This window comes from Aristophania sp. ESL1100 (genome assembly GCF_058511235.1).
Map to the genome: position 1 here is coordinate 2,053,823 of NZ_CP196394.1, position 10,603 is coordinate 2,064,425.

Consider the following 10,603-nt stretch of genomic DNA (forward strand, 5'->3'; position numbering starts at 1 on the left):
GTTAATGATCCAGCTCTTTAGCTCTTGTAATAGCCGCCTGAGAAGCCTCACGAATGGTTTGCGGCCAGTTTTTCTCATCCATAAGAATGCGCAAGGCAGCTGCTGTTGTGCCATTGGGGCTGGTAACATTCTCACGGAGTGTGGAAGCATCATCATCAAGATCATGGAGCATTTTGCCGGCACCATAAATCATTGAGCGGGCAAGCATGCGGGCTGTTTTTGCCTCTAATCCCAGTTCAATCCCCGTTTTCTCCAATAATTCAGCGAGGAGAAACACATAGGCCGGGCTTGACCCGGATACAGCAATCACGCTGCGCAAGTCATCTTCATGAGGTACAGTGACAACATCGCCTACCTGTTTCATGAGGTCTGTTGCCAGTTTTTTCTGAGCGTCCGTAACGTGGGGAGAAAAATAGATCCCGGTCGTGCCTGCCCCTACAGAGGCCGGTGTGTTCGGCATTGTGCGAATCACAGGCGTTTCGTCAGAACCAGTCATTGCGGCAAGCTGCGCGCAGCTTTTGGCTGACATGACCGAAAGCAACGCGCAATGATTCATGTTGCTCCCAAGATGATTTCTCAGAGCCTTGATCATTTCCTCAGCCATTGCCGGTTTTATGGCAAGAACGACCAGATCAGGTTGCGTGTCAGAAGGGATATCCTCAATTTTCCTGTAGATCGGGGCATTGCCTGGCGCTTTCTGCAGTTTCCTGTCAAGGATAAGGAGCTGTGGTGGGTGCTGAGAGTCCATCCAACCTTGTGCCAGGGCTCCCCCCATTTTTCCGCAGCCGAGGAGAAGAAGCGTTGGGGCTTTCATCAGAGATTGCCTCCCTGATGATGGTGTGCATGTTCGGAGCTGGCGAGGATTTTTTCCAGTTCGCTGATGCGGCTTTCCATATCCAGCAATCTGATATCGGTCTCCGCCTGTGCCTGACGGGCGCGGCTGGCCATTTCCTTTACGACCTCAAATTCTTCCCGGCGAACCAGATTCAAAGAATAGAGAACTTCGTCAATACGGCTGCGAATCAAGGCATGAATTTCCTCACGCACTCCCGAAAAGGCAGAAAAGGCCGTTCCCGCTGCCCCGGCGAGATCATCAAAAAGGCGTGGACGGTCAACCATAAAATCCTCTTTCGTAAAAATGTTCGTTTCTTTTAAAACAATATAATGAAAATCTTGGAACCTTTTTTCTTACAGACTATACAGAAAGAATGATTATCGTAACCGGCGGCGCCGGATTTATTGGATCGTGTCTTCAGGCAGCCCTCTATAAAAAAGGGGTGAGGACGGTCGTTGTTGATCGTCTGAGAAATCACGGGAAATGGCGCAACCTCGCCTCTCACCCTCCTCATCAGATCATCACACCTGATGAGTTGGTGCCTTTTCTTGACCAGGTAAAGGGGGTTGAAGCGGTTTTTCACCTGGGCGCTATCAGTGCGACAACCGCAACGGAAGGTGACCTCGTCTGGGCAAGTAATGTGGCTCTGTCTCAATATTTGTGGCAGTGGTGCGCCGCAAAGCAGGTGCCTTTTATTTATGCATCATCGGCCGCGACTTATGGTGCAGCTGATAAAGCTGATGATTTTACTGACGGACTTGAAACCATAGAGCGCCTGCGCCCGCTCAATCTTTATGGGTGGTCAAAGCAGAGTTTCGATTTATGGGTGAATAATACCCTGAAGGCTGGCGAGGCAGCGCCCCCGCAATGGGTCGGTCTGAAGTTCTTTAATGTCTATGGCCCCAATGAATATCATAAAGGGTCGATGATTTCGGTCGTTAAAGTGAAATATGACGAAGTCCGTTCTGGCCAGCCGCTCAGGCTTTTTCGTTCAACGGTACCAGGTCTTGCAGACGGTCAGCAAAAGCGTGACTTCATATGGGTCGGAGATGTTGTCGATGTTCTGCTCTGGTTCTGGCAGAATCCGGGCGTGAATGGCCTCTTTAATTGCGGAACAGGAACGGCACGCAGCTATCTCGATCTCGGTCTGGCTGTCTGCCGGGCCAGCCAGACTCCGGAAGCGATTGAATTCATTGATATGCCTGACGCCTTAAAGGGGCAGTATCAGTCTTATACATGCGCTGATATGAGTGCCTTACGCAGAGTGGGGTATGAGAAAGCATTTACATCGCTTGAAGACGGGATTGCCCGCTATATTGATCATTATTTGAGCCAGGGGAATCCCTACCTTTGAATAAACCGCTGATTTTCCCCAATCTGAATCCTGTCGCCTTTCATTTGGGCCCCCTGGATGTCCGGTGGTATGCGCTGGCCTATATCATGGCTTTTATGCTGGCTTTGCCACTCGTGAAGCGCCTTTGCCAGAGGTCACCTGCTGTTGCCAGCCCTGCCTTGATGGATGATTTTCTTTTCTATGCCGTTCTGGGTGTGCTGTTAGGGGGGCGTCTGGGATATGTCCTTTTTTACCGCCCTATACATTATCTCCATCATCCGCTTGAAATTTTCCAGACCTGGAAAGGGGGAATGTCCTTCCATGGGGGGGCTCTCGGCGTCATTCTGGCGATGGCATGGTTCTGCTGGCATAAAAAAATACCGTTTCTGGCTTTTGCGGACCGTATTGTAACGGTCGTTCCCATAGGGCTGGGGCTGGGGCGATGCGCCAATTTTATCAATGGCGAATTATGGGGCCGTGTAACGACGTCCTATGTGCCCTGGGTGATGATTTTCCCGCAGGCCGGCCCGCTTCCCCGCCATCCCTCTGAGCTCTATGAGGCTCTTACAGAAGGGGTTCTGCTTTTGCAGCAGCCAGAAACTGCGGAGCCATGCAGGTTTTCTGTCAGGATTGTTCCTTTGCGGCTATGGCTGTGCCCGTGCCTTTTGTGAGTTCTTTAGAGAGCCCGATGCAAATATCGGTTTTCTGCCGGGTGGTATAACGATGGGACAGCTCTTATGTATTCCCATGGTTCTGGCCGGAATCGCCTTGATGATTTACGGCCTGAAAAGAACACCTCTGACGTCCGGGGCTTCAGTTTCCGAAACCCCTTGAAGAAGGACAGACCCCAATGACAGGACCCGTGAAGCCTTTTCTCTCCTCCACTCTGGAAGTTCCTCATGGATTCTTTTCAAGACTGGGGGGCATTTCCAAAGGGGTCTATGCCGAGCTGAATGGCGGGATCACAACAGAAGACCGTCCTGAAGATATCCGGCAGAATCGGCATTTCATGGCTGAGTATTTCCATGTCTCAGATGATCATTTCCTGGGATTGAAACAGATTCACAGTGCCAAGGTGATCGTCGTAAAGAAAGAGACGCCTCTCTGGCCTTTATTCTCTCCTCCAGAGGCGGATGCGCTGGTGACAGATCGGCCGGATCTTGTCCTGACCGTGGCGACAGCAGATTGTGCGCCTGTCCTTTTCTCTTCAGCAGACGGGAAAATCGTCGGGGCTGCCCATGCAGGATGGCGGGGGGCTGTGGAGGGCGTTCTGGAAGAAACAGTGAAAGCCATGCGGGCCCTAGGGGCCGGTGAGCTCAAGGCCGTGATCGGGCCATGCATCGGTCCGGCTTCGTATGAAGTGTCTTCCGATATGCGCGATCAGCTTCTTGCCCGTCATCAGGGAGGGGAGGCTTTTTTCACACCTCTCTTGAAAGAAGGCCAGTTTTTGTTCGATTTGCCAGGTTTCTGCGAGGATCGCCTGAAAGAAAGCGGCGTAACCCTGATTGAAACCCTGAATTTTGATACAATGGACGATAAGCGTTTTTACAGTTATCGTCGTTCAACACTGGCTGGTGAAAAAGCAACAGGCCGCCAGATATCGGCTATCAGGGCCCAATCATTATAAGTCCTTATAAGACTGGGTGCAGGATTTATTTGTCTTTTTGAGTATTTTGCGCTAGGTCGGAACCTCAAAGAAGCACCCCTGGAGGCTTCTTGTAGGATTTTTTGAACAAAACGCAGGAGCGTAAAACGTGGCAAAATTAACGACACTTCAAATCTCTGAGCGCGCAAAAGCAGGTAAGGGGGCAGCGCGCGCCATCAGAAGAGCAGGCATGGTCCCTGGCGTAGTTTATGGTGGCAAGCGCGAACCTAATCTGATTACGATCGACCCACGCGTCATCATGAAAGAGCTGCACCGTGAAGGTTGGCAGTCCCGCCTGTTCCAGTTCCAGGTTGATGGGAAATCTGCCCCGACCCGTGCCCTGATTCGTGACATTCAGTTCCACCCTGTCACTGATGCTCCGATGCATATCGACTTCCTGCGTCTTGTTCCCGGCCAGAAAGTGACTCTTCAGGTCAATATCGTCTTCAATGGTGAAGAAGAGGCTCCTGGTATTAAACGCGGTGGCGTTCTGAACGTTGTCCGTCACAATGTTGAAATCCAGGTTGACGTTGAGCATATTCCTGAGCATTTCGTTGTTGATCTGAGCAAGCTGGATGTTGGTGATAACGTCCGTTGGGAAGATCTGCAGGGAACAGAGCACTGCACACCAACGCTGCAGGTAGAGAACTTCGTCATTGCGTCTATCGCTGCACCAACCGTTGATAAAGCAGCTGACGCCGCTGAGGAATCAGCTGCAGAAGCCGCTTCCGAGGCTGCTGCTGAAGCAACAGCAGAGTAAGTCTGGTCAGGTTTTAAGGAGTTATCCGGTTGTGAAGTTATGGGTTGGTCTGGGAAATCCCGGGTCTGAAATGAGTCGCAACCGGCATAATATTGGCTTTATGGCCGTTGATGCCATAGCCGGGCGCCATGGTTTCTCACCATGGCGTCAGCGTTTTAAAGGGTTGGTGTCTGAAGGGACGATCGGAAGAGAAAAAATTCTTCTGCTTAAGCCACAGACTTATATGAATCTTTCAGGTGAAAGTGTTCAGCAGGCAGCCCAGTTCTATAAATTGCCTTTAAATGAAATCCTCGCTTTTCATGACGAGCTTGACCTTGCCTTTGGTCGTTTGCGCATGAAATGTGGTGGGGGCGCCGCCGGACATAATGGTTTACGGTCCATGGATCGTTGCCTTTCAGGTCCGGATTATTGGCGCGTGCGGCTGGGTATTGGCCATCCAGGACAAAAAGAACGTGTGACAGGGCATGTGCTGGGGGATTTCTCCTCTTCAGAGCGCCCTCTTTTAGCAGACTGGCTTGAAGCTGTTGCAGACGCTTCTCCTCTTCTGGCAAGCGGAGAGCCGGAAGCCTTTATGAGTAAAGTCGCTTTACTAAAAGGTGAAACGCAGGGGTAAACCTGTATGTTATTGTTCCATTATGGACTATAAAATCATCAAAAGCTTTCACAATAAATGGATATGAAGGTCGGGGGACGTGTAGATGGGGTTTAATTGTGGGATCGTAGGGCTTCCTAATGTAGGGAAGTCAACATTGTTCAATGCGCTGACCCAGACAGCTTCTGCTCAGGCTGCCAATTATCCTTTCTGCACGATCGAGCCAAATACGGGTCGAGTGGCTGTGCCTGATGCCCGTCTGGAAGTGTTGGCCCGTGTCGGGAAGTCCCAGAAGCTGCTCCCTACAAGCCTTGAATTTGTCGATATCGCAGGTCTTGTCAGGGGCGCTTCGCGGGGAGAAGGGCTGGGAAACCAGTTTTTGGCCAATATCCGTGAGGTTGATGCGATCATTCACGTATTGCGTTGTTTCGATGACGACGACATTACCCATGTTGAAGGGGGTGTTGATCCTGTCCGTGATGCCGACATTATTGAGACAGAGCTTATGCTGGCAGATCTTGAAAGCCTGGAACGTCGTCAGGTTAATCTGCAGAAAAGAGCCCGCGGGAATGATCGTGAAGCCCAGGCTCAGCTGGAGTTAATGGAGCCTCTGATCAAAGCGCTTCAGGATGGAAAGCCGGCACGAACCGCAATTCCCGCCGGGATGGAAAAAGAAGTGGCCCGTCTTCAGCTGATGACAACAAAGCCCGTTCTTTATGTCTGCAATGTGGAAGAGGCATCAGCTGCAACAGGGAACGCCTATTCAGAGGCTGTCATGAAACGGGCAGAGGCTGAAGGTGCGGGAGCTGTGATCGTATCAGCGGCTATCGAAGCGGAAGTCAGTCAGCTTTCCGAGGAAGAAAGAGGCGAGTTTCTTGAGGGACTCGGGCTCACAAATAGTGGCCTCGATCGCGTCATTGCTGCCGGTTATAAACTTCTGGGATTGCGGACCTATTTTACAGTCGGTCCTAAAGAGACAAGAGCCTGGACGATTACCGCCGGGACGAAGGCGCCTCAGGCTGCGGCTGTCATCCATAATGATTTTGAACGCGGTTTCATCGCCTGTGAAACAATCTCTTATGATGATTATGTTGCAAATCAGGGAGAGGCAGGTGCGCGGGAAGCCGGTAAATTAAGGGTTGAGGGAAAGGAATATGTCGTACAGGATGGCGACGTTCTTCTTTTCCGCTTTAATGTGTAAGCAGGTTTTCGAGGTTCAGAAACGTAACAGTGGCCAGATGCTCTCATCATGATTCGGTACGGCAGAGACCTGTCCCTCTATGGGGGGACAGGCGCCGTATGCGGATAGGGCTTCTGGGTGGGTCTTTTAATCCTGCTCATGAAGGGCATCTACAGATTGCCCGTCTGGCGCTGAAACTCCTGCGCCTCGATCAGGTGTGGCTTCTTGTTTCACCGGGAAATCCTCTGAAAGCACGAAGCTTTATGATGCCCTTTCGTCAGAGGTTGGCTTCTGCGAAGAAATTGGCAGATGGAAAGCGTATCATAGCGACGGACTGGGAATTTCGCTTAAAAGAGCGTTATACGTGGCGCACTATAGTGGAGCTTAAAAGACGATTCCCTTCTGTCCAGTTTATCTGGCTGATGGGAAGTGACGGATTTGCAAATTTCACACATTGGAAACGCTGGAAACAGATTGCGAAATCTGTCCCTATTGCAATTTTCCCTCGTCCTTTTTCAGTAACAACCGCCCTGAAAGGAGCAGCAGCTTCTGCCCTCCGTCAGGGAAGACGCCGGTCCCTTACGACGATTTATGATTCTGGCGGGGTAGCGTTGCCTTATTGGACCTTTTTGATTACACCGCAGAATCCTGTATCCTCGACCATTATACGTAAATCAGGGCAGGAATTTTCTGCCTGAAACGGGAGTAAGAACCATAACAGAGAATATAAAGACACAAGCTGTGCAAACGGCTTCTGAGACTTATGAGCAGGAACTTGAGCGTAAGATGGCGCTTATTCTTGCGAGTCTTGATGAAGATAAAGCTGAGAATATCGTCGTTCTTGATATTGAGAAGCGCTCCAGCTTCGCCGAAAGAATGGTCATTGCCAGTGGTTTATCTCCACGCCAGATTGCGTCGATTGCAGCACATCTTGAACGGCGCCTGAAAGAATCGGGTTTCGGTTGGGTGCAGGTCGAAGGTGAAAATAACAGTGACTGGGTGTTGATGGACTCGGGAGATGTGATCGTTCACCTCTTTATGCCGGAAACGCGCGGTTTGTATGCTCTCGAGCGGATGTGGGGTAATGATCTCGATCACTCTGAAAAAGAGCTTCTGATCGGTAAAACCTTTTAGATTTAGACATTGCTCTTATGAGATTAATCGCTGTTGGCAAAATGAAGGAAGGGCCGGAGCGTGAGCTCCTGTCACGTTATCAGAAAAGATTACGTCCAAAGTTGGAGCTGACAGAGATTCAGCAGATCAAGGGATCTCCGCTTGAGCAAAAACGACGTGAGGCAGAAGCCCTATTAGGGCACTGCCCGGCTAATAGTTTTGTCGTCGCGCTTGATGAGGGAGGCGCAAGCTTCTCCAGCGCAGAGTTAGCCACATCCTTACAAAAATGGTCTGAAACCAGTCGGGAAATCTGTTTCCTGATTGGTGGCGCAGAAGGGTTGGACAGCACTGTTACGAATCGTGCTGATCAGATCATATCATTTGGGAAAATGACGTGGCCCCATATGCTGGTTCGGGTATTGCTGGCTGAGCAGTTATTCAGAGCACAATCTATACAAAAAGGGCACCCCTATCATAGAACAGGGCGCCCATAATCACTCTTTTCAGAGTAGAATCTTCTGTGTGTGTCTTAACGTAAAGCGCGATTCGGAGCGTCCGTTTCGAATACAGGCTTATTTGAAAGATCAGGCAGAGAAGCTGTCTGCGAGCTCAGCTTTTCAATGCTCGTGGATGCGCTGCTGATATTGTTGCTGGTAGCCGTGATGCTGTCGTTATTATTAACCAGGAGGTTAGGCGTTTTCGTAACGGCCGGAGTCCGTGCCGGGCGTGCGTAGATAAAGCCATGGGTAGGATAGATGCTGCCCAGGCGCCCATCTTTACGGCCATTCAAGGCAACACGGACGGCACTCCAGTCATTATCAGCAGAAATATCGACTACGCGCACATCGCGACTGATCCCATTGCTTGCCCAATGTGACTGATCAATCAGAATCGTGCGGTCATCAATCACAGACCGAACAACAGCAACATGGCCAAGCGGCATACGACGTGTTGATCTGAAGCTCAGGACAGACCCGATTTCAGGCCTGTTACCCCGGGCATACAGGCCATGAGCCCGTGACCACCAGTCCCGGGCGTCACCGCGAATCTTGAAATCAGTGCTTTGACGGACGAAAGCAACGCATTGCAGGACATGACGGCTATGGCGACTATGCCGCACAATATGGTGACGTCTGTGATGTAAGGAATGACGGACATGATGAGAATGGAATCGCGTCGCAGCCTGAGAGAAGGCGAATGATGCAATCAGAGAAAGCGCCATGATAGTACAGAATAAAACTTTCCCGCGATGTCGCATCATGTGTGTTTCCTTGCCTTATGCAGGTTTTCTTTACAATCTTTCCAATTACGTTGATCGGAAAATGAGATAACAGACATAACCATCAGGGGCAATAGCAGAACCCTGAAAATAGTCTATAATTCCTCAGATTTTATGTTTTATGTTTTAAAATCTCGTTTTTGTGATTCAGGATTACTTTGTTGTGATCAATAATATTTCCACAAGCATACGGTCATCTGCAAGCGTTGCCTGTACGCAAGCACGTGCGGGAGCCTGATTCGCCGGGAGCCATTTTTGCCATAGGACGTTAAAGGCATCACGGTCAGAAATGTTTTTTAACCAGATCTGTGCCTGAAGAATGCGGGTATTATCAGTTCCATGCTTTTCAAGCAGAACATCAATCTGGTCCAGAATATTCTGCGTCTGGCCTTCCAGATCCAGATTCAAATCATCAGATACAATTCCCTGAGTGAAAATAAAGCCATGATATTCAACAGCTTTTGAGAGTATAGGTGTGGTCTCAGTGCGAATAATATGAGCCATTTGTTAAAGATTCCTTTTTTGTAATTTGGTTTGCGTAGAACGATCTGTGTATCATAAATGATCGTTTGTCAGTCCTGTGAAAGTGGAAAGGAACGTCCTTCCTTTTTCATCAACATCTCGGGAGGAAACATTGAGCGTAAGGTTGAAGTGATGACATTGCAAATCCGTATCCTGCCGGTAACACCGTTACGTCAGAATTGCGCTATTCTGATTTCGGAACAAGGGGAAGCAGTCGTTATCGATCCGGGTGGGGAGAGTGATAAAATCCTCAAAGAGCTTCAGGGCCTGGATGTAAAAGCGATTCTGATCACTCATGGCCATCTGGATCATGCTGGTGGCGCTACAGATTTAAAACGTGCTCTGATGGCCGCGCAAAAGAAAAATGTCCCCGTATGGGGTCCCACTAAAGAAGATGCTTTTCTTCTTTCGACGATAGAAGATCAGGCCGCTGCTTATGGTGTTCCCGGGCTAAAAAATATTGTGCCTGATCGTTACCTGGTTGATGGAGAAAAATTATCCCTCCTCGGCCATATAATAGAGGTAGCGCACGTGCCGGGGCATACACCAGGACATGTCGTTTATATTGATCGCGAAGATAAGCGGGCCATTGTTGGCGACACACTTTTTCGGGGTACGGTCGGACGGACCGATTTTGCTTATGGCAACTCGAAACAATTATTGCAGAATATCCGACAGAAAATTCTCTCGCTTCCTGATGATACCCTGGTCTTAAGTGGTCACGGATTGCCTACGACTGTTGGAGAAGAAAAGAGCAATAACCGTTTCTTCTTTTCAGATCTGACTTTTTAAAGGGAGGGAAAAACATCATGCACGATTCTTTGCGAAAAATAATGATGGTTTGTGCGGCATCACTTGTGGTGGGCTTGGGAATCAGTGTGCCTGCTCATGCCGATGATGAAATCACTAAAGCACAGCCCCAGCTTGCAACGGCCCCTTTGACGATTATGACACGTGATGGCGTAAAACATAAATTTACAGTGGAACTCGCCAGAACGGAGAAAGAGCAGGAAACCGGAGAGATGTTTCGTAAAACGATTCCTGAGGCAACAGGGATGCTCTTTTTATGGAAACACCCTCAGGAGAGCGATATGTGGATGCGTAATACATACGTCTCTCTGGATATGCTTTTTATAGATGCAGAGCACCATATCCACGCGATTGAGGAAAAAGCGATTCCGTTGAGTGAAGCCGTTATCAGAAGCAATGGTCCTGTATCCGGCGTTTTGGAGCTTCCAGCAGGCACCGCTGAAAAGATGGGACTCCTCGTTGGGGACTTAATAGAGAGCCCGGCTTTCACAAAAACTGGCGGTTGATGGGTGTTTTAGGGGGTGTATTCAGAAA

The 10,603-nt window shown here is 49.7% G+C and carries 13 protein-coding genes and 2 pseudogenes; 11 read left to right on the forward strand and 4 right to left on the reverse strand.

Going from position 1 to position 10,603, the window contains the following annotated elements:
• Position 1: 1 nt before the first annotated feature.
• Positions 2 to 814 (reverse strand): pyrroline-5-carboxylate reductase, encoded by an 813-nt coding sequence (gene proC / locus ACSYSY_RS09395; protein ID WP_491707292.1) that lies wholly within the window; start codon positions 812 to 814, stop codon positions 2 to 4.
• Positions 814 to 1,119: an accessory factor UbiK family protein gene (locus ACSYSY_RS09400; protein WP_491707293.1), complete on the reverse strand. Its 306-nt coding sequence runs from the start codon at positions 1,117 to 1,119 to the stop codon at positions 814 to 816. The genes proC and ACSYSY_RS09400 overlap by 1 nt, the downstream gene beginning before the upstream one ends.
• Positions 1,120 to 1,208: 89 nt before the next feature.
• On the opposite strand from ACSYSY_RS09400, the gene rfaD reads away from it, so the two are divergent.
• From rfaD to ACSYSY_RS09445, 9 genes and pseudogenes are all read left to right on the forward strand, one after another.
• Positions 1,209 to 2,189 (forward strand): ADP-glyceromanno-heptose 6-epimerase, encoded by a 981-nt coding sequence (gene rfaD, locus ACSYSY_RS09405; protein WP_491707294.1) that lies wholly within the window; start codon positions 1,209 to 1,211, stop codon positions 2,187 to 2,189.
• A pseudogene (lgt, locus tag ACSYSY_RS09410) lies at positions 2,186 to 3,002 on the forward strand (prolipoprotein diacylglyceryl transferase). The gene rfaD and the pseudogene lgt overlap by 4 nt, the downstream one beginning before the upstream one ends.
• Positions 3,003 to 3,018: 16 nt before the next feature.
• The gene (gene pgeF, locus ACSYSY_RS09415) at positions 3,019 to 3,795 is read left to right on the forward strand and encodes a peptidoglycan editing factor PgeF (protein WP_491707295.1); all 777 of its coding nucleotides are present in this window, start codon (positions 3,019 to 3,021) and stop codon (positions 3,793 to 3,795) included.
• A gap of 127 nt (positions 3,796 to 3,922) precedes the next feature.
• Complete coding sequence (locus ACSYSY_RS09420; protein WP_491707296.1) at positions 3,923 to 4,573, forward strand: 50S ribosomal protein L25/general stress protein Ctc; 651 nt, start codon at positions 3,923 to 3,925, stop codon at positions 4,571 to 4,573.
• A gap of 31 nt (positions 4,574 to 4,604) precedes the next feature.
• Positions 4,605 to 5,186 (forward strand): aminoacyl-tRNA hydrolase, encoded by a 582-nt coding sequence (gene pth / locus ACSYSY_RS09425; RefSeq protein ID WP_491707297.1) that lies wholly within the window; start codon positions 4,605 to 4,607, stop codon positions 5,184 to 5,186.
• 85 nt (positions 5,187 to 5,271) lie between these two features.
• Complete coding sequence (gene ychF / locus ACSYSY_RS09430; RefSeq protein WP_491707298.1) at positions 5,272 to 6,366, forward strand: redox-regulated ATPase YchF; 1,095 nt, start codon at positions 5,272 to 5,274, stop codon at positions 6,364 to 6,366.
• Between the two features lie 29 nt (positions 6,367 to 6,395).
• Positions 6,396 to 7,043 (forward strand): nicotinate-nucleotide adenylyltransferase, encoded by a 648-nt coding sequence (locus ACSYSY_RS09435; protein ID WP_491707299.1) that lies wholly within the window; start codon positions 6,396 to 6,398, stop codon positions 7,041 to 7,043.
• A 43-nt stretch (positions 7,044 to 7,086) separates the two neighbouring features.
• On the forward strand, positions 7,087 to 7,479 hold the full coding sequence (rsfS, locus tag ACSYSY_RS09440; protein ID WP_491707300.1) for a ribosome silencing factor: 393 nt from the start codon (positions 7,087 to 7,089) through the stop codon (positions 7,477 to 7,479).
• A gap of 17 nt (positions 7,480 to 7,496) precedes the next feature.
• Complete coding sequence (locus ACSYSY_RS09445) at positions 7,497 to 7,952, forward strand: 23S rRNA (pseudouridine(1915)-N(3))-methyltransferase RlmH (RefSeq protein ID WP_491707301.1); 456 nt, start codon at positions 7,497 to 7,499, stop codon at positions 7,950 to 7,952.
• A 35-nt stretch (positions 7,953 to 7,987) separates the two neighbouring features.
• On the opposite strand, the gene ACSYSY_RS09450 is transcribed toward ACSYSY_RS09445, so the two are convergent.
• Together ACSYSY_RS09450 and ACSYSY_RS09455 are read right to left on the reverse strand one after the other, a co-directional pair.
• The gene (locus ACSYSY_RS09450; protein ID WP_491707302.1) at positions 7,988 to 8,719 is read right to left on the reverse strand and encodes a CHAP domain-containing protein; all 732 of its coding nucleotides are present in this window, start codon (positions 8,717 to 8,719) and stop codon (positions 7,988 to 7,990) included.
• A 243-nt stretch (positions 8,720 to 8,962) separates the two neighbouring features.
• Positions 8,963 to 9,241, reverse strand: a pseudogene (locus tag ACSYSY_RS09455) (RidA family protein); the annotation flags it as partial.
• 150 nt (positions 9,242 to 9,391) lie between these two features.
• Between ACSYSY_RS09455 and ACSYSY_RS09460 the strand changes: the two are divergent.
• Positions 9,392 to 10,051, forward strand: a complete 660-nt coding sequence (locus tag ACSYSY_RS09460; RefSeq protein WP_491707303.1) for an MBL fold metallo-hydrolase — start codon at positions 9,392 to 9,394, stop codon at positions 10,049 to 10,051.
• 17 nt (positions 10,052 to 10,068) lie between these two features.
• Entirely contained in the window at positions 10,069 to 10,575 is a 507-nt protein-coding gene (locus tag ACSYSY_RS09465) for a DUF192 domain-containing protein (protein WP_491707304.1), read from the forward strand.
• Positions 10,576 to 10,603: the final 28 nt, after the last annotated feature.

What these genes read in the sequence shown, in the direction of transcription:
- proC (WP_491707292.1), bottom strand. Translation starts at nt 814, where the DNA reads ATGAAAGCCCCAACGCTTCTTCTCCTCGGCTGCGGAAAAATGGGGGGA.
- ACSYSY_RS09400 (WP_491707293.1), bottom strand. Translation starts at nt 1,119, where the DNA reads ATGGTTGACCGTCCACGCCTTTTTGATGATCTCGCCGGGGCAGCGGGA.
- rfaD (WP_491707294.1), top strand. Translation starts at nt 1,209, where the DNA reads ATGATTATCGTAACCGGCGGCGCCGGATTTATTGGATCGTGTCTTCAG.
- pgeF (WP_491707295.1), top strand. Translation starts at nt 3,019, where the DNA reads ATGACAGGACCCGTGAAGCCTTTTCTCTCCTCCACTCTGGAAGTTCCT.
- ychF (WP_491707298.1), top strand. Translation starts at nt 5,272, where the DNA reads ATGGGGTTTAATTGTGGGATCGTAGGGCTTCCTAATGTAGGGAAGTCA.
- ACSYSY_RS09445 (WP_491707301.1), top strand. Translation starts at nt 7,497, where the DNA reads ATGAGATTAATCGCTGTTGGCAAAATGAAGGAAGGGCCGGAGCGTGAG.
- ACSYSY_RS09450 (WP_491707302.1), bottom strand. Translation starts at nt 8,719, where the DNA reads ATGATGCGACATCGCGGGAAAGTTTTATTCTGTACTATCATGGCGCTT.
- ACSYSY_RS09460 (WP_491707303.1), top strand. Translation starts at nt 9,392, where the DNA reads ATGACATTGCAAATCCGTATCCTGCCGGTAACACCGTTACGTCAGAAT.
- ACSYSY_RS09465 (WP_491707304.1), top strand. Translation starts at nt 10,069, where the DNA reads ATGCACGATTCTTTGCGAAAAATAATGATGGTTTGTGCGGCATCACTT.